The organism is Paraburkholderia sp. JPY419 (genome assembly GCF_050435705.1).
In the GTDB taxonomy this organism is placed as follows: domain Bacteria; phylum Pseudomonadota; class Gammaproteobacteria; order Burkholderiales; family Burkholderiaceae; genus Paraburkholderia; species Paraburkholderia youngii.
Genome location: NZ_JBNDKV010000002.1, coordinates 139,649 through 157,725 on the forward strand (window position 1 = coordinate 139,649; position 18,077 = coordinate 157,725).

18 protein-coding genes are annotated in these 18,077 nt (G+C 64.5%); 4 read left to right on the forward strand and 14 right to left on the reverse strand.

Annotated features, from left to right (window positions below; all coding sequences use genetic code 11):
* Positions 1–30: 30 nt before the first annotated feature.
* The 3 genes from QFZ91_RS06835 to QFZ91_RS06845 all read right to left on the reverse strand — a co-directional run bounded on the left by QFZ91_RS06835 (position 31) and on the right by QFZ91_RS06845 (position 3,360).
* Positions 31–1,476: a UDP-glucose dehydrogenase family protein gene (locus tag QFZ91_RS06835; protein ID WP_429566757.1), complete on the reverse strand. Its 1,446-nt coding sequence runs from the start codon at positions 1,474–1,476 to the stop codon at positions 31–33.
* Positions 1,477–1,557: 81 nt separating this feature from the next.
* Positions 1,558–2,955 (reverse strand): undecaprenyl-phosphate glucose phosphotransferase, encoded by a 1,398-nt coding sequence (locus QFZ91_RS06840; protein WP_429566758.1) that lies wholly within the window; start codon positions 2,953–2,955, stop codon positions 1,558–1,560.
* Positions 2,956–3,186: 231 nt separating this feature from the next.
* Positions 3,187–3,360 (reverse strand): hypothetical protein, encoded by a 174-nt coding sequence (locus QFZ91_RS06845; protein ID WP_429566759.1) that lies wholly within the window; start codon positions 3,358–3,360, stop codon positions 3,187–3,189.
* A 203-nt stretch (positions 3,361–3,563) separates the two neighbouring features.
* Here QFZ91_RS06845 and QFZ91_RS06850 point away from each other — a divergent pair, with 203 nt between their 5' ends.
* Positions 3,564–5,135, forward strand: a complete 1,572-nt coding sequence (locus QFZ91_RS06850) for a mannose-1-phosphate guanylyltransferase/mannose-6-phosphate isomerase (RefSeq protein ID WP_429566760.1) — start codon at positions 3,564–3,566, stop codon at positions 5,133–5,135.
* 69 nt (positions 5,136–5,204) lie between these two features.
* Here QFZ91_RS06850 and QFZ91_RS06855 read toward each other — a convergent pair whose 3' ends face one another.
* From QFZ91_RS06855 to QFZ91_RS06865, 3 genes are all read right to left on the reverse strand, one after another.
* Positions 5,205–6,386, reverse strand: a complete 1,182-nt coding sequence (locus QFZ91_RS06855) for a transposase (RefSeq protein ID WP_429566761.1) — start codon at positions 6,384–6,386, stop codon at positions 5,205–5,207.
* 323 nt (positions 6,387–6,709) lie between these two features.
* Entirely contained in the window at positions 6,710–6,880 is a 171-nt protein-coding gene (locus tag QFZ91_RS06860) for a hypothetical protein (protein WP_429566762.1), read from the reverse strand.
* An 87-nt stretch (positions 6,881–6,967) separates the two neighbouring features.
* On the reverse strand, positions 6,968–7,267 hold the full coding sequence (locus tag QFZ91_RS06865) for a YciI-like protein (protein ID WP_176367301.1): 300 nt from the start codon (positions 7,265–7,267) through the stop codon (positions 6,968–6,970).
* A gap of 451 nt (positions 7,268–7,718) precedes the next feature.
* Between QFZ91_RS06865 and QFZ91_RS06870 the strand changes: the two genes are divergently transcribed.
* The 3 genes from QFZ91_RS06870 to QFZ91_RS06880 all read left to right on the forward strand — a co-directional run bounded on the left by QFZ91_RS06870 (position 7,719) and on the right by QFZ91_RS06880 (position 9,672).
* Positions 7,719–8,018 (forward strand): PsiF family protein, encoded by a 300-nt coding sequence (locus QFZ91_RS06870; protein ID WP_018431983.1) that lies wholly within the window; start codon positions 7,719–7,721, stop codon positions 8,016–8,018.
* A 230-nt stretch (positions 8,019–8,248) separates the two neighbouring features.
* Positions 8,249–8,698, forward strand: a complete 450-nt coding sequence (locus QFZ91_RS06875; protein WP_429566763.1) for a hypothetical protein — start codon at positions 8,249–8,251, stop codon at positions 8,696–8,698.
* 386 nt (positions 8,699–9,084) lie between these two features.
* On the forward strand, positions 9,085–9,672 hold the full coding sequence (locus QFZ91_RS06880; RefSeq protein WP_176377804.1) for a BPSL1445 family SYLF domain-containing lipoprotein: 588 nt from the start codon (positions 9,085–9,087) through the stop codon (positions 9,670–9,672).
* Between the two features lie 247 nt (positions 9,673–9,919).
* Here QFZ91_RS06880 and QFZ91_RS06885 read toward each other — a convergent pair whose 3' ends face one another.
* From QFZ91_RS06885 to QFZ91_RS06920, 8 genes are all read right to left on the reverse strand, one after another.
* Positions 9,920–10,987: a glycosyltransferase family 4 protein gene (locus QFZ91_RS06885; RefSeq protein WP_429566764.1), complete on the reverse strand. Its 1,068-nt coding sequence runs from the start codon at positions 10,985–10,987 to the stop codon at positions 9,920–9,922.
* A gap of 267 nt (positions 10,988–11,254) precedes the next feature.
* The gene (gene otsA / locus QFZ91_RS06890) at positions 11,255–12,667 is read right to left on the reverse strand and encodes an alpha,alpha-trehalose-phosphate synthase (UDP-forming) (protein WP_176377805.1); all 1,413 of its coding nucleotides are present in this window, start codon (positions 12,665–12,667) and stop codon (positions 11,255–11,257) included.
* Between the two features lie 155 nt (positions 12,668–12,822).
* On the reverse strand, positions 12,823–14,046 hold the full coding sequence (locus QFZ91_RS06895) for a mechanosensitive ion channel family protein (protein ID WP_429566765.1): 1,224 nt from the start codon (positions 14,044–14,046) through the stop codon (positions 12,823–12,825).
* Positions 14,047–14,202: 156 nt separating this feature from the next.
* Positions 14,203–14,559 carry a Rap1a/Tai family immunity protein gene (locus QFZ91_RS06900; protein WP_176108572.1) on the reverse strand — a complete coding sequence of 119 codons (357 nt, stop codon included), beginning with the start codon at positions 14,557–14,559 and terminating at the stop codon, positions 14,203–14,205.
* 191 nt (positions 14,560–14,750) lie between these two features.
* The gene (locus tag QFZ91_RS06905; RefSeq protein ID WP_429566766.1) at positions 14,751–15,482 is read right to left on the reverse strand and encodes an ankyrin repeat domain-containing protein; all 732 of its coding nucleotides are present in this window, start codon (positions 15,480–15,482) and stop codon (positions 14,751–14,753) included.
* Positions 15,483–15,530: 48 nt separating this feature from the next.
* The gene (locus tag QFZ91_RS06910; protein WP_429566767.1) at positions 15,531–16,322 is read right to left on the reverse strand and encodes a TatD family hydrolase; all 792 of its coding nucleotides are present in this window, start codon (positions 16,320–16,322) and stop codon (positions 15,531–15,533) included.
* Positions 16,323–16,454: 132 nt separating this feature from the next.
* Positions 16,455–16,970, reverse strand: coding sequence for an N-acetyltransferase family protein (locus tag QFZ91_RS06915; RefSeq protein ID WP_368588928.1), 516 nt, complete (start codon positions 16,968–16,970; stop codon positions 16,455–16,457).
* Between the two features lie 49 nt (positions 16,971–17,019).
* On the reverse strand, positions 17,020–18,063 hold the full coding sequence (locus tag QFZ91_RS06920) for a DNA polymerase III subunit delta' (protein WP_429566768.1): 1,044 nt from the start codon (positions 18,061–18,063) through the stop codon (positions 17,020–17,022).
* Positions 18,064–18,077: the final 14 nt, after the last annotated feature.

An 18,077-nucleotide genomic window follows, 5' to 3' on the forward strand; every position in this document is an offset into this window, starting at 1 on the left:
GGATTCCCTCGCGCGGCGGTCGCAATGGCGTCAGCGGCCCGAGGTTTCCGCGGCGGCGAGGTCCACCGCATGCATCGCGCCGTTCGCGCCGACCCGTGCCGGCGCATTGCGCAACGCGTGGCGCCGGCCGATCGCGTGATACTCGATGCCGAGTTCGAGCAGCACATCCGGCTCGTACAGATTGCGGCCATCGAAAATCAGCGGCGTCTTCAGCATGCGCTTCAGCGCATCGAAATCGGGGCTCTTGAAGACTTTCCATTCGGTCAGGATCACGAGTGCATCGACGCCGCTCGCCGCTTCCATCTCCTCGTTCACGAACGACAGGCGCGCATGCTGCTGCGGCACGTCCTTCAGATCGAGCGCGAGCACGCGCTTCGCTTCGTCGATCGAGACCGGGTCGTAGGCCTTCACGCGCGCGCCGCGGCGCAGCAGTTCGGCGATCAGCTCGCGGCTCGGCGCCGCGCGCATGTCGTCGGTGTTCGGCTTGAACGCGAGACCCCACACGCCGAACGTGCGGTCCGACAGATCCTCGCCGAGACGCGCGACGATCTTCTGCGCGAGGATCTGCTTCTGCGCGTCGTTGACCGCTTCCACCGCTTCGAGAATGCGCAGGTTTGCGCTGTGATCGGCGGCGGTGCGGATCAGCGCCTGCACGTCCTTCGGAAAGCACGAGCCGCCATAGCCGCAGCCCGCGTACAGGAAGTCGTAGCCGATGCGCGGGTCGGAACCGATGCCGCGGCGCACCGCCTCGATATCCGCGCCGACGCGATCGGCCAGATTTGCGAGCTCGTTCATGTACGAGATGCGCGTCGCCAGCATCGCGTTGGCCGCGTACTTGGTGAACTCGGCGGAACGCACGTCCATATACAGCGTGCGTTCGCGATTGCGATTGAACGGCGCATACAGGCGCTTCATCAGCTCGCGTGCCTTTTCGCCGGGTACGTCGTCGTCGCAGCCGAGCACGATGCGATCGGGCCGCGTGAAGTCTTCGACCGCCGCGCCCTCCTTCAGGAACTCCGGATTCGAGACCACCGAGAACATCTGCTCGACGCCGCGCGCGGTTAGCTCGGCGGCGACCACTTCGCGTACGCGCGACGCGGTGCCGACCGGCACCGTCGATTTGTCGACGATCACCTTGAAGCCGCTCATATGGCGGCCGATGTTGCGCGCAGCGGCGAGCACGTACTGCAGATCGGCGGAACCATCTTCGTCGGCCGGCGTGCCGACCGCGATGAACTGGATGTCACCGTGCGCGACCGCGGCCTCGACGTCGGTGGAAAACGTCAGGCGCTTCGCGCGGCGATTGCGCGCGATGATCTCCTGCAGACCCGGTTCGTGGATCGGCACGCCGCCGTTGTTGAGCACGTCGATCTTGCGTTGATCGACGTCGAGACAGAACACGTCGTGGCCGATGTCGGCCAGACATGCGCCGGTCACGAGGCCGACATAGCCGCTACCGATGATCGTCAGGTTCATGGATTGCACCTCGATAAATAAAGTTGATTCAGGAATGCGCTCGCGCGATGCAGGGCATCGGCGCAGCCCGGCGCGCCACGTTCAATAGGCGTTGCTGCCCGCGAAGCCTTTCCACAGCGTCAGCACGACGATCTTGATGTCGAGCCAGAAGGTCCAGTGCTGCATGTAGTACAGATCGAGCTTCACGCGGCCCATCATCTTTTCGATGCGGTCGGTTTCGCCGCGATAACCGTTGATCTGCGCCCAGCCGGTGATGCCGGGCTTGATCCGGTAGCGGTGCATATAGCCCTTCACCAGATCCTTGTAGATGTCGTCGTGCTCGAGCGCATGCGGACGGGGACCCACCACCGACATCTCGCCGCGCAGCACGTTGATGAACTGCGGCAGCTCGTCGAGGCTGGTGCGGCGCAGAAACGCGCCGACCGCGGTGATGCGCGGATCGCGCCGCGTCGCCTGGGTGATCTGGCCGGCCGCTTCCTTGTGGACCTTCATCGAGCGGAACTTGAAGATCTCGAACTCGCGGCCGTCGATGCCCTTGCGGCGCTGGCGGAAAAACACCGGCCCCGGCGAGCTGAGCTTCACCATCAGCGCGATCACGAGCATCAGCGGCGACAGCGCGAGCAATGCAGCGAGCGCGAACAGGCTGTCGAATACGCGCTTGGGCAGCACGCGCAGATCGGTGATCGGCGAGGCGGCGAGGTTGATCGCGGGCACGCCGAGCAGCTCGACCATCGGCTGATTGAACAGCGTCAGGCTGCCGACATCGGGGATGAAGCGGATGTTCACGAAGTCGTTGCGCAGATCCATCACGAAGCGATGGATCGCCTTCTCCTTCGAGATCGGCAGCGCGAGCCACAGCTCGCGGATCGAGCGCTGGCGCACCAGCTCGATCATGCGCTGATAGTCGCGCTCGACCGGCACGCCCGCGACCGCGTGCGCCGCGTCCGGGTCTTCATATGGATTGATCGTGCCGTCCTCGTCGAACACGACCACGGGTGTGAAGCCGGCTTCCGGCCGGCCCTTCATCTGTTCGATCAGGAAGCGCCCGTAAGGCGCGCCGCCGACGATCGCGACCGCGCGCTGATTGAAGCCCTCGCGGCGCAGTCCGCGCAGGATCGAATAGACGATCACCTTCGTGACGACCAGCAGCACGATCGACGCGAGCGCCCAGTACACGAGCCACAGCCGCGACAGGCTGTCGGCGCGGTGCACGCTGAAGCTGATCAGCACGCCGGTCACTTCGACCATCAGCCAGCCGCCCGTGACGCGCGACAGCAGATCGTAGAGCGGCTTGCCGCGCCACGACTGATAGATTCCGAGCGCCGGGAAGAACACCACCACGAGCAGGCAGCCGAACGCGAGCGACACGCTTTGCATATCGTCGAGCCATACCGCTCTGCCGCTGTGCACGGCCGCCGCCACCATCGCGGCGAGCGCGACCATGGCTATGTCGATGATTCTCGCTAGAACGCTCAGCATGCGCCGCCCCTCTGTTCGTCAGTCAAAGTGCGATCCGTCGGTTGGTTGAAATGGGTGTTGCATGCGGGTTTCACCGTTGCGCTTTTTGTTTCCCATTTGCCTCGCGGCTGAATTGGACTGAATGCGCATGAATAGACCACCGCGGAAAAACCGCGGCCGAATGAGTGAATACCCTTGTACATGCCTCAATAAAGCGGTATTAAAATTCGCACGGCAAGGCCGCAAAAAATCTCAAATTGTATCGGTCAAAATTTCAGCATTTTTTGTGCGTTTTTGAGAGGTAATTTTTGCCGCAATCAGGCTCGACAGCGGTTTCCCACCCGACCATCCGAGGCCTTGTCCACCGAAACCTGCGCTTTTTCCGACAGTTCTGCCGGGGACGCCCGGCTCCATGAGTGTCGTCATTCTTGCGCATCATTAAGCGAAAAAAATGCTTGTCGATTTTTTCAGGTAATTTTTATTTTTGAATCAATCGGTGGCACATTTTTTCCGGCATTTCGAATAAATTCGAGGTGCGCTTTATCCGATTTGTATTTAACGCGCTTTTATTGATTCTCGACTTCGTGATAAAACTCGACGCATTCATCCAGCCTCGAGGAGAGTTCACCATGACAGCTCCGGCCCCGGTCACGCCCGCCGGCACCCGGCCCACCGCCGCCCCTTCGTCCACCTCCCCAACCGCAACCAGCGTCAAGCTCAAGGTTCATCCCGTGATTCTTGCGGGCGGCTCGGGCACCCGGCTGTGGCCGATGTCGCGCGAGCAGCATCCGAAGCAGCTGATCGGCCTGCTCGGCGACGAGTCGCTGCTGCAATCGACGACCCGCCGTCTCGACGGGCTCGAAGCCGGCTATCCGCTCGCTGGCCAACTCGTGGTCGTCGCCAACGAAGAACAACGCTTCACGACGGCCGAACAGTTGCGCACGAGCGGCAAGCCGAGCCGGCTGATACTCGAACCGGTAGGTCGTGACACCGCGCCCGCGTTGACGGTGGCCGCGTTGTCCGTCGCAGCGCAGGACGAAGACGGCATCATGGTCGTGATGCCCGCCGATCACGCGGTCACCGACAGCGCAGGCTTTCACGCGGCGGTCGCCGCCGGCGTCCAGCATGCGGCCGCCGGCCGGATCGTGACGATGGGCATCGTGCCGACGCGCGCGGAAACCGGCTATGGCTATATCCGCATCGGCGCGCCGCTCGGCTCTGACGATGCGCAGGATGTTGGACAGACCGATGCATCGGCGCGCCTCGTCGCGCACCGCCTCGACAGCTTCGTCGAAAAGCCGCATCTGGAACTCGCGCGGCACTACGTCGAATCACGCGAATACTGGTGGAACAGCGGTATTTTCATCGTGCGCGCATCGACGTGGCTCAAAGCGATTCGCCATTTTCAGCCGGCCATTTACGAAGCATGCGAAGCGGCCTTCGCGGGCAGCACCGCGGACGGCGACTTCTTCCGGCTGCAACGCGATGCGTTCGGCGCGTCGCCGTCAAATTCGATCGACTACGCGGTGATGGAAAAGCTCGGCGCCGATCAGAGCATCGCGTCGGGCGTGGTCGTGCCGCTGATGGCCGGCTGGTCCGACGTCGGTTCGTGGGACGCGATCTGGGACATCTCCGAGAAGGACGCCGATCGCAATGTGAGCCGCGGCCGCGTGATGTTCGAAGGTGCGAACTCGACCTTCGCGCATTCCGAAGGACGACTGATTGCCTGCGTCGGCACGCAGGATCTCGTCGTCGTCGAGACCGCCGATGCGATTCTCGTTGCCGATAAATCACGCGTGCAGGAGGTCAAGAAGATCGTCAACCGGATTCGCGAGGATGGCGGGCTCGAAGCGGCCAATCATCGCAAGGTGCATCGCCCGTGGGGCAACTACGATTCCGTCGACACCGGCGAACGCTTCCAGGTCAAGCGGATCGTCGTGAAGCCGGGTGCGCGGCTGTCATTGCAGATGCATCATCATCGCGCGGAGCACTGGATCGTCGTGCGCGGCACCGCGCTCGTCACGCGCGGCGACGAGCGCTTTATCGTGTCTGAAAACGAGTCGGCTTATATTCCTCTCGGCACCACGCATCGCCTCGAAAACCCGGGCAAGATGCCGCTCGAAATGATCGAGGTGCAGTCCGGTTCGTACCTCGGTGAAGACGATATCGTGCGCTTCGACGATACGTACGGACGGCAATGACGCGCGACCGGCCGCGATAACGATGCGGGACCCTGCGGCGGCGCCAGGCGGCCGCGGGGTCCGCCGGGTTCATCCCACGTACGAGATGAGTTCTTTGTAGGTCGCCGAAAAGTGCTCCACGGTGCCGCTGTCGGGCGTCACCGCGGGCGTGCTCGTCACGCCCGCGCTCGCGGTGTCCGACGGATAGCGGCGCAGCGGCACGCGCAATGCATTCAGTGATGGCTTCAGCTGCCCGTGCAAAGGCGCGCCGTGATTGGCGCTGCCATCGATCGACGCCGGTTCCGGCACATGACGCAGGCCTGCCAACGAGCGGCTCGCCGAGCGCTGCACTGGGCTGCTCGATGCGGTTGCCGACGCAGGTTCAGCGGCCCTTGCCTCGGTCATCGCGGCTGCCGCCGCGTCGGTTGCGCATTCGCGATCGATCCACTGACGTGCCCAGTCGAGCGCGAATTGCTGCGCGTGCTGCGCATCCTCGAAGCGCGGTCCGACGAGGCCAGAGCGCTCGACACGCTTGCCGTCCCTGATGATCTCCGCCCACCCGCGATACATCGCATTCGGCACTTCCTCGACCACCACGTAGATCAGATAACCGCGCGAGTCGGCGACCTGCATGCCGCTCGGCGCGAGGGCCATCGTCAGCGACGGGCGCGGCTCGTCGGGCGGGAAGGTCCCGGCCGTGCCGAATGCGGCGGGTTCGACATGCGCCTCTGGCGCCGCGGCCGACGCGAATGTCGCCATGGGCGTGGCCGGCACTGCCGCTGGCCCGAGCCCCGACAATTGCCGCGTGATGTCGCCGATCGGATCGGCCGTGCGCCATTGGCTCAACGCACTCGCGACGCCGGGCGCCTGCCACGACTCGGGACTCTTCCACGACACGCCGCGCAGACTGTTGTCTTCACGCGGGCTCGGGGTTTGCGCAACCGGCGCGACGGGTCTGGCCATAACGGGCGGCGCCGGTTGGGGAATGTACGTGAAGGTGCGGCCGCTCTGCGACAGCAGGCGGACCATCTCCAGCAGAGTGCCGTTCAGTTGCCACTCTTCGAAGCGGCGACGGCACGTGGGACCGGACGGATAGCGGCCCGGCAGCTTCGACCACGGCTCACCCGTGGTCATGATCCACAGCACCGCATTCGTCACGATGCGCGGTTCGGCGCGCGGCCGGCCGCGCCGGTTCAGACGGACGGCCGGCTCGTCGGAGACGAGCGGCGCGAGCAGCGCCCATTCGTCGTTGTTTAGCTCATCGAAAAACATTGGATTTTCTCCACGCGGCCTGGCCTGGCCGCGGCGTTGAGCCTGCCACGGATTCTCTGCGTTCACGACCCGTTTGCGGCCCTCGGTTGCACAAATTTGTTTTATCCGTTCGGCTCGCCGGAGCAGTCCGCCCACGCGTGGTGCGGCTCTTCCCTATTGCGAAGCACAAAACGCGGTCTCACTCGTGCACGGGAAAATTTGTGCACGAAGCATACCATCCCGTTCTTTGCATGAGTACAGTTGAGACAAGTGTTACGGATAGAAACAATCTTTTCCGTTTCGCTGCGTCCGATTCTCGTATTGCCGTAACAGAAGCCGCCTGCTTATCTGGCATCGAATGGGCCTATTGCAAAGCACAATACAGCATTGCCGAACAGAATGCGCTTTAAAAATGCAATTGCCAATCCAGCACGCATTTCTATGCCATTTGATGATTGATGGTCAGCGGTATCGAGCGTCGGCGAAAGAACGGCGGCGCGCACGCGCGGTGACATTGAGGCAATCGGAGGGGCGCATGCGGCCGCTGCGCATGCGCCGAGTTCGAGGCGAGAGCAAAGACGTTGAAGTCGCTTCGAGCGACACTACGGGCGCACTGGTTTCGATGCGTGCTCGCCGACGACGGTGGTCCATTCGCGCACGCGCCAGCGCGTGACGAGTCCGGATAGCACGTACGGATCGGCCTTGGCAAAGGCTTGCGCGACTGCCGGGGAGGTGCCGGTGAAGAGCAGCACCGCCTCGTCCGTCGGCTCGGTGAGCGCGCCGGCCAGCAGCAGTTCGCCCCGTTCGGCGGCGGCCCAAGCGAGTTTCAGATGCGCGTCGCGGTACTCGCCGCGGCGCTCCAGATAGTCGGGTACCAACTCGTACATCAACAGGTAATGCATGATAAGTCTCCTCGCAACGATGAAGGTTGACACCGGTACCGGCATGCATCGGAGCGCGATTCTGCACAACGGATTCTGCCGAATTTCATGCCACTTTTCTATTCAGTTGCATTCGCAGCAATGCGGAAATTCTTATTGCCTGCTAGCAATAGATCCAAATACCTCGAACCGTAATTTCTATTCAATTAGCAAGGAATAGTCGGCGCAACCAATCTGCATTGCATAACAAAATTCGCGCACTCGTTGATTTCGATCGTTTCAAACGGCGCATCACCGGTTGCTCCCCGCTACTCAGGGAAAACGAGCGCGCACCGCTGTCAACCGGAACGCATTTCGAGCCGTTCTGGCAGACGGCATTTGCCATAATGGATGCGCCGATGGGCCCAGGGATGCCGTCGTCGCCCGCGCGCGTAAACGATCAGAAACGTTTTCACCACCGATGGAGTGTCCCATGAAAATCCAATCCGCTATCGCTACGCTGGTGTTGGGCGCGGTACTCGTATCGCCGGCGTTCGCGGCGAACAGCCAGCAGACCAAGATGGCCGACTGCAACAAGCAGGCCGGCGACAAGAAGGGCGACGAGCGCAAGGCGTTCATGCAAACCTGTCTTTCCGCGAAGCCGGCAGCCGCCGCGCCGATGAGCCAGCAGGACAAGATGAAGGCCTGCAACAAGCAGGCGGGCGACAAGAAAGGCGACGATCGCAAGGCGTTCATGAAGACCTGCCTGTCCTCGTCGGCGCCCGCCAACTGAGCGAGACGCGTAGCCGTTCCTCCAGCCGGCGCCCTGCCTGTCGACGCGGCGCCGGCGCATCGTTCCACCCACGCGGCGCTTCGCTCGCCCCCTTCTTCGTAGCCCACCGGCGCAACGCGCCGTTTTCTTCTATGATGGCTGCGGAGACGGCCCTCCCTCACATATAGAACCAATCAAAACGGGGCCGCCATCTTGTCGTTGGTGCTACTGAGCATCGATCGGAGGCAAGGATGGTATCGAAGCACAAAAACCGCTGGTTAAGGCGGTGGTTGCTGGTCATCATATTTTGGGCTGTGCCCGTGGCGATCGTCGCGGTCAACGAGATCCGCGAGGAGATGTCGTACAACGCGGTCGATCTCGAGCGCGCGCTGACCACCTGGAATTTCACTCAGGCGCAGCGCGCCGCCGGCGCGCCCGCGCATTGCCATGGCAAGCCCGACGACGCAAAAGCCGCTGGCTGCCCGGCCGACGTGCTGGCCGCCAACGCGCCGCGTCAGCAGGAGGCGATCAACGAATACAACATGCGTCGCTCGACGCTGTTCGCGTATCTGTGGCACGCGTTCGTCGGCTATTGGATCGTGCCGGCGGCGATCCTGTTCGCGATCGGCGCGATCATCGGCGTGGTGCGCCGCGCGCTGCGGCGCCCGCCCGCGGTCAAGAGTCCGGTGAATCACGGGTGAGCGGCGTCCGCGCCGCTGGTACTCCGCTGCCATTTGCTGCGTCGAAACAACACTTTCATTTCCATGTCGATGGGCCGCCGCGCCACGCGAAAATCGGTAAAAACAGGCGCATCGCGGGGCTGCGGCGAAGCGTCACCAAAATCGCCGCGCCTCGGGCGCTCGTCTGCTTCGCCTCCTCCGAGCTTCGCTCGACGCGTACTTCGACGCCACGCGGCGGGCCGGTCAAAGTTACTGAAAAGCACCTTGCGATTAGCCTCAAACCCTTGTCCCATAAGGCTTTTCGCGTTGCCACGCAACGCGCCTTTTAGACCGGGCTGTGTTATAACTCAGAGGCAACCAGGCGACATCAACACGGTTGCGCCCCGGATCCACCACGGAGAAAAACGATGCAAAGACGACACTTCATGTTGAAGACGACCGCTGCGCTAGCTTTCGGAGGCCTTGCACTCGCCGGGTGCACGACGACGGGCAACACTCCGGACAATGCTCATGTCAACGCCTCGAAACGGCAGTCGATCGACGCCAGCGTCGACGGCACGCTGTCCAGGCTGTTCACGACCGTGCCGGGCTCGCGCGAGCTGGTGTCGAAGGCGCGCGGCGTGCTGGTGTTCCCGTCGGTGATACAGGCGGGCTTCATCGTCGGCGGTCAGTATGGCGAAGGCGCATTGCGAGTGGGCGGCGCGACGGTCGGCTACTACAGCACCGTGTCGGGCTCGTTGGGCCTGACCGCGGGCGCGCAGTCGAAGGCACTGATCTTCCTGTTCATGACGCAGGATTCGCTCGACAAATTCCGCAACGCGGACGGCTGGTCGGCCGGCGTCGATGCATCGGTCGCGCTCGTGAAGATCGGCGCGAACGGCGCCGTCGACACGACTACGGCCACCGCGCCGGTGCAGGTTTTCGTGTTGACCAACGCGGGTCTGATGGGCGACGTGTCGCTGCAAGGCACGAAGGTCTCGCGGCTGAAGATCTGAGCGCGTTGCCCGGTACGCTTCGCTGAACACCTGCGCGCGTGCATCCCGAGACACGCGCAGGCCTTGCATCCAGATCGCATCGCGACGAAGGCCGCGCGAGGGACCCTGTGTGGGCCATCGCGCGGCCTTTTTTGTTGTGCGGTGTCGACGCCGGCGCTCATACGCCAGAAAACTCAGGCGCGAAAAAAAACGGCGCCCGCATCGCGCACCGCCGTTCTTCGCTTCAACAGTTGCGAACGATCCCGCTTCAAGCGCCCGACGAATCGATCACCTTGAACCGCGAGCGTTTCTGCGCGCGAATCACCGACTGATACGCCCCCACATACTGACGCGCCATCCGGTGCGACGTGAAGCGCTCCTCGAAGCGGCGCCGCACGCCCGCGCGCGGCACCTTGTGCAGCCGGTTGACGGCCGCCACCGCGCCGATCTCGTCCTCGACGATGAACCCGGTCACGCCCTCTTCGAGCACTTCCGGCACCGAGCCGCGATTGAACGCGATCACCGGCGTGCCGCACGCCATCGCCTCGATCATCACGAGGCCGAACGGCTCCGGCCAGTCGATCGGAAACAGCAGCGCATGCGCGCCCGACAGAAACTCTGCCTTCTGATGATCGGCGATCTCACCGATGTACTCGACGTACGGCAGGTCGAGCAACGGCCGGATATCGCGCTCGAAGTATTCGCGGTCGGCCGCATCGACCTTGGCGGCGATGCGGATCGGCATGCCGCAGCGGCCCGCGATGCGGATCGCCGTATCGACGCGTTTTTCCGGCGAAATCCGGCCGAGAAACGCGAGGTACTTCTGCTCGACCGGTTGCGGCGTATAGAGCTGCTCCGGCAGGCCGTGATAGACCGTGGTGAGCCAGCGCGCCTGGGGTAGAGGATGACGCTGCGCATTCGAGATCGAGATCACCGGCACCGAGTTGAAGGTGTCGAACACCGGCTGCTGCTCGGGCAGATCGAGCCGCCCGTGCATCGTCGTGACGAACGGCGTTTCCTGCCGCTTGAATACCGAGAACGAGTAATAGTCGAGATGGAAATGCAGCACGTCGAAGTCTTCGGCCTGGCGACGCACCAGTTCCATCAGCAGCATGTGCGGCGCGACGCGGTCGCGAATGCCCGGATCGAGCCGCAGCGCGCGCGGCCACACCGGTTCGAGCTTCGCGCTCGTGACGGAGTCGCCACTCGCGAACAGCGTCACGTCGTGGCCCTGCTCGACCAGCGCCTCGGTGATGTACGACACGACCCGCTCCGTGCCGCCGTAAAGCTTCGGCGGCACCGATTCGGTCAGCGGGGCGATCTGCGCAATCTTCATATTGTGTCTCCGTGAGCCGGCGGCTGCCGCGCAATCGCGATGCCGTCGGCGACGCCGAGTATGACAGCGCCATGACGTGGGATCAATTCACGCGGGCCCTAAGCGCCGCATGCATCGTCGCTACGGAGGATTATTCCCTGGTGTCGGTAGAAAAGCCGCAGGTCTTGCAATTGCTCGGTGCTGTTACATACGGCTTACATCCGGTGACACGGGGCCGCGCGCCGGCTTTGCGCGGTCTTGCGACTTCATCGCGCTATCACCGCGTCGTCATTTGTGGCCCCCACCCTCGCCCGATCGGCGCACGGGCACGCTGCGTAGATCTCTGAGAAAGCTGTCGCGCCATACACCGAGATCGTTCTCGCGCAGAGCGGCCATGTTGATCTCGTGACGCCGCTGGCGCGCGTCGAGCGGCATCTGCAGTGCGCGCTGCAAGGCTTCGCACATGCCGATCGCATCGTGCGGATTGACGAGCACCGCGCCGGAAAGCTCGGCCGCGGCGCCCGCGAAAATCGACAGCACGAGCACGCCGGGATCGTCTGGATTCTGCGCGGCCACGTACTCCTTCGCGACGAGGTTCATGCCGTCGTGCAACGGCGTGACGAAACCGATCTGCGACTCGCGAAACAGCGACATCAGCTTCCAGCGGTCATACTGCTGGTTCAGATAGCGGATCGGCGTGTAATCGAGCCCCGAGTAGCGGCCGTTGATGCGCCCCGCCTCGTATTCGAGATCCTGGCGGATCTTCTGATAGGTCGCGACGTCCGAACGCGTCGGTGGCGCGATCTGCACGAGCGTGACGTTGCCGCGCCATTCGGGCGAGCGTTCGAGCAGCAGTTCGAACGCGCGAAACCGCTCGACCAGCCCCTTCGAATAATCGAGCCGGTCGACGCTCATGATCAGCTTGCGCCCTTCGAGGCTTTGCTTCAGTTCGAGCACATGCTGGCGGCTTTCGTAGCGCTTGGCCTGCTCGGCGATTTCGTCGGGGAACACGCCGATCCGATACACGCCGGTGCGCAGCTTGCGCCCGAACGCCTCGACGATGCCGTCGGCGCTGACCGTGCCGCGAGCGTGACGGGTCACGTAGTCGTGGAACGCCTGCTGGTCGGTGGCGGTCTGGAAGCCGAGCAGGTCGTAGCACGACAGCGACTTGACGAGCTCCTCGTGCGGAGGAATGTTGAGCAGGATCTGCGGCGCGGGAAACGGGATGTGCAGGAAGAAGCCGATGCGGTTCGTCACGCCCTCGCTGCGCAGCGCCTCGGCGAACGGGATCAGATGGTAGTCGTGAATCCAGATGATGTCGTCCGGTTCGAGCAGCTTGACCAGCTTGTGCGCGAGCCACGCGTTGACGCGCCGATATCCCGCGTACTCGTCGCGCTCGTAGCGCGCGAGGTCGTTGCGGTAGTGGAATACCGGCCACAGCGTCGCGTTCGAGAAGCCGCGGTAGTACTGGTCGTAGTCCTTGCGTGTGAGGCCGACGGTCGCGAAGGTCACCGCGCCGTCCTGCTCGAGCATCGGCCCCGCGTTGGCGACCGTCTCGCTGACCACGTCGCCGCTCCAGCCGAACCAGACGCCGCCTGCATCCTTGAGCGCGCCGAATACGCCGACGGCCAGTCCGCCCGCCGATCCCTTGGTCTCCGTCGGCGTCGCGACGCGATTCGACACGACGATCAATCGGCCCATAGTGCATGTCCTCCGTAGTTCTTCCGCTGCGCCGCGCCGACTGCGCGGGCGTGGTGCGCCCGTAAAGAGCAATCGGTGTGCCCGGGCATCGTAGGGCGTGAGCGCGCTCGACGTTCGCGGCGCGCGATTCGTAATTGGCGCTCGGCAACGCCTGGCTAAGCCTGCTCCTTCGCCTTCTGCGGGACCTCCGCCGCGCCAGTGCGGCCGAGGCGGCTCGCCACCGGATCGGCTTCGGTATGCGCGGCGGTGCTGCCGGCGGGCGCCTGGCGGCTGCGCGGCAGCCAGTCGATCGGGCCAGCGCCGCTCGTCTCCAGCTCCGCCGACACCTCCGCACGCGCCCGCGGCAGGTATTCCGGGTAATGCCGGTGCACGAAATCGAGCAGCCCTTCGCGCACGCGGCAGCGCAAATCCCACGCGAGGCCGGAATCGGGCGCGCTGACGAGCGCGCGCAACTGCATCGCGCGCTCGGTGCAGTCCGTCACTTGCAGCACCTGCACGCGGCGGTCCCACTCGGGTGCATTCTCGACGATGCGCGCGAGCTCCTCGCGCAGCGGCGCGAGCGGCATCCGGTAATCGACGAACAGGAACACGGTGCCGATGATCTGTGAGCTGTTGCGCGTCCAGTTCGTGAACGGGTTTTCGATAAACCATTGCAGCGGCACGATCAGGCGGCGCTGGTCCCACAGCCGCACCGACACGTAGGTGCCGGTGATTTCCTCGATGCGCCCCCACTCGTTCTGGATCACGACGACGTCGTCGAGGCGGATCGGCTGCGACAGCGCGATCTGCAAACCGGCGATCAGGTTGCCGAGCACCGGCCGCGCCGCGATACCGGCGACCAGACCGGCGACACCGGCCGAAGCCAGCAGGCTCGCGCCGATTTGCCGCACATTGGGCAAGGTCATCAGCGCACCGCCGACACCGATGATCACGATCACGATCATCACCGAGCGCGCGAGCACACGCGCCTGCGTATGGATGCGGCGCGCCTGCAGGTTATCGGCGCTATCGAGCGGATGAGCGCGGATGATCGCTTCGCCGATCGCCGCGGCCGAGCGCACCGACAGCCACGTCAGCGCGGCGATCAGCGCGATGCCGGTGATGTCGCGCACCGGTTCGATGAAGTTGAGGGTATCGGGCGCCTCGGACCAGACCCACGCGAACACGAGGATCACGAGGACGAACAGCGACGGCTTGTCGATATAGCGCAGCACGACGCTCGTCAGCGCATGCGGTCGCGCTAGACGCATCACGACGCGCGCGCCAAGGCGGTGAACGCCGATCGCCACGATCGTCACGAATGCCGTCACGATCAGCGCGCCGAGCCACGTATGCAGCGGCGCGGCGGCCACGCGGTAGAAGTCGTCGATAGTAGGCATAACGGGCATCTTCCTCCGGACTCGATGAGCGGCGGCGCGCCTGCGGGACTACTGACATGCGGGGGCGCCCCAGCGGGAGCGACGACCCCGACACCCAAGGCGCTCGACGGCGCCTCAGGCGTTACAACGGGTTCTTCGATGCGCGGTGGTTATCGATCAGCCGCCGCTCTTGCACGGAAACGCCTTGCCGAGACCCAGCGAAATCGCCGTGCTAGCGTTGTAGCCCGCGGCGTTAGGATTCTCGGCGATGTATTTGCGCACCGCGTCGGTCAACTGCGCCGAGCGCGCATCCGGCGGCAGGCAGAAGTACTGGCCGACGCGCGGACCGGTGGTGCCGCCGATCGCGTCGATCGTGTTGAAGATGCCGTCGGCCGCGCCTTCTATGTAGGCGGCGCAGGCGCTACGCGAAGCGATGTCCGTCTTGGTGCACAGCTTGTTGAGGTCGCCTCCCGTAAACGCGGCTGCCGAAAGCGGCAAGGCAAGCGCGCCGGCGAAAATCAATGCCCGCAGCATGGTGTTCCTTTCCAGGGTTGTTTATCACGCGGTCTTTCTGCCGCGTCCGGACGGCGCGCTACGCGGCGCGCCGAAGTCGTCATTCTGCACTGTTTTACACGGCGGCAGCAGGCCCGCTGCCGCGCGGCTCGGACAAAACCGCAGCAAAACGGCACGGCCTCGCGGGCCCGCCGCGCCGCCTGCCGACAGCGTCATTGTTTCTGCTGCTGGGTCTGCTGCATGCGGGCCGTGAGTCCTTCGACGACGTCCGGCTCCTTGTAGGTCTTGGCGAAATCGAGCGCGGTCATGCCGATCTGGTTTTTCACCGACAGGTCCGCGCCGTTGTCGAGCAGCAGCTTGACCGTCGACACGTGGCCGCCGCGCGCGGCCATCATCAGCGGCGTGGTGCCGTTCGGCGAGCCCGTGTCGACGTAGGCCGAGTGGTCGAGCAGCACCTTGACGATGTCGTCGTGGCCGTTGGCGGCCGCGTAGTGCAGCGGCGCCCAGCCCTTCTTGTTGACCTCGGCGTCCTTCGCGATCAGCAGATTCACGAGGTTCAGGTCGCCGACCAGCGACGCCATCATCAGCGCGTTCTCACCGGCCTTGTCCTGAATCTCGATGTCGGTTTTCGGATTCGCGAGCAACGCGGCCGCGACCTTGTCGGATTTCTCGCGGGCGGCGATCACGAGCAGCGGCATGCCCTGATTGTCGACGCTGTTCGGGTCCATGCCCTTAGCGAGCAGCTTGTTGACGCCGCTGACGTCGTCGAACTTGACCGCCTTGATGAGCGTGTCGATCGGCGCTGCATGCGCGGGCATCGCGACCAGCGCCGCGCAGGCGAGCGCGGCGGCGCACGCAAGACGGCGTGCCGGCGCGAGAGCCCGGGCGCCCGGCCCGGCGGACAGCGGTTGGAAAGCAGCGGACGACGTCGAAATATTTTTCATATGGTACTTTAGGAAAGCTTCCTATCTCTTTGATGTTACTCGTCTTTTTCAGACGCCGGCCGGCGTGGCGATTCCGAACAGCCTGAAGAAGTTTTGCGTGGTTGCGGCGGCCAGCGCCTCGTCCGGCATCTCGCGTTGCTGCGCGATGAAGCGTCCGACATAACTGACGTACGCAGGTTCATTCGGCTTGCCGCGATACGGCACCGGCGCCAGATACGGCGAATCGGTTTCGATCAGCAGACGCTCGAGCGGCACGCGGCGCGCGACCTCCTGCACATCGGTCGCGTTCTTGAACGTGACGATGCCCGACAGCGAAATGTAAAAGTTCTGCGCCAGCGCCTGCTCGGCGATGGCCCACGGTTCGGTGAAGCAATGCATCACGCCGCCCGGCACGCCCGCGCGCTCCTCGGCCATGATGCGCAACGTGTCTTCCGACGACGAACGGGTGTGGATGATGAGTGGCTTGCCAGTCGCGTGCGCGGCGCGGATGTGCGTGCGAAAGCGCTCGCGCTGCCACTCCATGTCGGCGATCGAGCGGCCTTCGAGGCGGTAGTAGTCGAGCCCGGTTTCGCCGATCGCGACGACCTTTGGGTGCTCGGCCAGTTCGACCAGTTCGGCCACGCTCGGCTCGCGCATGTGCTCGTGATCGGGATGCACGCCGACCGACGCGTACACGTTGTCATGGCGGCTGGCGATATCCAGCACCGACGGCAGCGTTTCGAGGTCCACCGACACGCACAGCGCGTGCGACACCGAATGGCTGCGCATGTTGTCAAGCACTTGCGGCAGACGGTCCGCGAGTCCTTCGAAGTTGATATGGCAGTGTGAATCGACAAACATGGTCAGGTCCTGCGAAAAAAGGGCTTTGCGGCCGGGCGACGGCGTGGCCGGGGCCGCTTGGGACGGCTCGGGTAGCTTGCTTAGGTAGCGTGCTCAGGTAGCTTGCTCACGTAGCTTGCTTAGGTAGCGTGCTCAACTCGCGTGCGCAAGGCGCTTGCCAAGAATCACCAGATCGCGCTCGACGCCGTCCAGCACCGCGACGCGCGGCAGCGTGCCCCATGCGTCGAAGCCGAAGCCGCGGAACAGCCGCACGCTCGCTTCATTGTGACCGAACACGAAGCCGAGCACCGTGTCGATGCCAAGACCCGGTGCCGCTTCGAGCGAAGCCGCCAGTAACTGCTTGCCGAGACCCTGGCCGCGCGCGCTTTCGTCGAGATAGATGCTGACTTCGGCGGTGCGCTGGTAGGCCGGACGCCCATAAAAATCGGAAAAGCTCAGCCACGCGATCACGCGGCCCGCCTGCTGCGGATCTTCGACCACCCACAGCGGCCGCTTCTGCGGGCCGTGCGCATGAAACCATGCATGCCGGCTCTCGATGCTGACCGGTTCGAGGTCCGCAGTGACCTGCCGCGACGGAATCGTCGAATTGTAGATGGCGACGATCGCGGGCAGATCGTCGAGCGTGGCGTCGCGGTAGGAAAGGCTCATGGTGGCTTGGCTTGAATGAAATAAGACGGAAGGCTGTCTGGCTGCGGGCTCACGCAAACAGCGCGCGATAGCCGATGAACAGTTCCTCGAACACGAGCCGCGGGTTGAGCGGATGGTTTTCGACCGCGCGCTGGCGCGTGACGGTGCGCAGAAAGCGTGCGAATGCATTGGCGTCGGCCTGCGCGGCGCAACGCGCGAGCGCGGCCGACGCCTGCGGGAAATAGCGCGGCGCGCCAGCGGTGCGCTGCGCGAGCAGATCGTACATCCAGCGCTGCAGCCAGCCGAGCACGAGCGGCACCGGCAGCTTCTGCAGCGCCTCGCCACAGGCGAATGCGTCGCAGCCGGCGCCGGCCGCGAGCTGCTTGAGCGTCCAGTCGCGCAGCGGACGGTTCTCGTCGCTGGCGAGCGCGAGCGCGGCGAGCGGCGCGCCGCCCGCTTCGGCGAGCAGCGCGGCGGCGTCTTCGACGCCTTGCGCGGCGAGCCACGGCGCGGCGGTGTCCGGCGCGGGCACGCTCATCGGCCACTGACGGCAGCGGCTGATGATGGTCGGCAGCAAACGGTCGATGCGCGCCGACACCATCAGGAACACGACGCCCGCGGGCGGCTCTTCGAGCGTCTTCAGCAACGCGTTGGCGGCCGCGACGTTGAGCGCCTCGGCCGGATACAGCACGACCACGCGCGCGCCGCCGCGGTGCGAACCGACGCCGACGAAGTCGAGCAGACCGCGGATCTGTTCGATCTTGATTTCCTTGCTCGGCGCGCGGGTCTTCTTGCCTTCGTCGCCCTCGGCTTTTTCGGCCTTGTCGTCGGCGCCGTTCGCGGCGTTCGCGAGACCGGCTTCGGCGGCGAGCGCCTCCGGCACGACGATGCGGTAGTCGGGATGATTGCCCTGCACGAACCAGTTGCAGGCCGCGCACGCGCCGCACGGCTCGCCGTTCGGCAGCGGCGCCTCGCACAGCAGGCCCTGCGCGAGGTGCTGCGCGAAGCGCAGCTTGCCGATCCCCGCCTGGCCGTGCAGCAACAACGCGTGCGGCCAGTGGCCGCGCAGCTGCTGCAGGCGGTTCCAGTCATCGGCTTGCCACGGATATATCATCGTTTGTCTTTTTG